Consider the following 1,304-nt stretch of genomic DNA (forward strand, 5'->3'; position numbering starts at 1 on the left):
CTGTTACACCGCCTTCGCGAGCAAGCCCGCTCCCACAGGGGATTGTGCATACCGGGCGTCCGTTGCGGGCGCCCGGTCTTGTTGCGGTTTAGCCGATAGTCATCAGGCTGGCATTACCACCCGCCGCAGCAGTGTTAACGCTCAATGCACGCTCGATCACCAGACGCTCCAGCGCAATGTTGGTCTCGCCTTGCGACAAACCATGTACACCAACAATCGCCCCGGCACGCTTGGCCACTTGCTGGCAGACCGCACGCAACTGGTCCGAATGGCCATGATGCAGAACTGCATCAAACACCACTTCATCCTTGTTCCAGTCGGACACCAGCTTGATGCGTGCCTGAACATCCTTCGGCAGGCGTGTGAACAACGCCTTGGTCAGGTCAGATTCCGGCCACACCGCCGAGCCACCGACAGCCAACACCGCTGCCAGTTGAGTCAGCAGATCGCCTTCGACTTCCGTCAGGCACAGCACGTGTTCGCGCGGCAGGATGGCGTAGCTGTTGCGCTCGCCGGTCGGGCCCGCCAGAACACGGGTGATCCCGCTTTGCGATTGCGCTGCGAACTGCACGCACAGGGTGCTCAGGTCGGCAGACTTGTGGCTGTCAGCCCAGGCTTTCAGGGCGGTCAGCGGCTTGCTCATGGCGTCACGCAGACGAACGTCCGGCGCTGCGATAGCGTCACCGCGAGCGAAGGATTGTTCGATTGCATCGGTAGGACGCGTCGACAGCAGGCGGTACAGGTACAGCGGACCACCGGCTTTCGGGCCGGTGCCCGACAAACCTTCGCCGCCGAACGGCTGCACACCCACCACAGCACCGACGATGTTGCGGTTCACGTAGACGTTACCGGCGTTGACGTTGTCGATCACCTTGGCGATGGTCTCGTCGATGCGCGTGTGCACGCCCAGCGTCAGGCCATAGCCGGAAGCGTTAATCTGACCGATCAGTTGATCGATGTCTTTGCGCTTATAGCGAACCACGTGCAGCACCGGGCCGAAGATCTCCCGTTGCAGTTCGTCGAAGCTTTCCAGTTCGATCAGGGTCGGCATGACGAAGGTGCCGCGTTTGACTTCTTCGCTGTTGGCGATGGCCACCTGGTAGACGTTGCGACCTTTGTCGCGCATGCCTTGGATGTGCTTCTCGATGCCAGCCTTGGCTTCGGCGTCGATCACCGGGCCGATGTCGACGGACAGGCGCTCAGGGTTGCCGAGACGGCATTCAGCCATGGCGCCCTTGAGCATTTCGATGACACGGTCAGCGGAATCTTCCTGCAAGCACAGTACGCGCAGTGCCGAGCAACGT

The 1,304-nt window shown here is 61.3% G+C and carries 1 protein-coding gene; it reads right to left on the reverse strand.

Annotation, left to right across the window (positions count from 1 at the left end; all coding sequences use genetic code 11):
- Positions 1-88: 88 nt before the first annotated feature.
- Positions 89-1,304, reverse strand: a 1,216-nt coding sequence (locus tag AC1DRJ_RS27995; RefSeq protein WP_477804999.1) for an aldehyde dehydrogenase family protein, incomplete at its 5' end; no start/stop codon positions are given.

It is taken from the genome of Pseudomonas sp. P5_B2 (genome assembly GCF_056400445.1).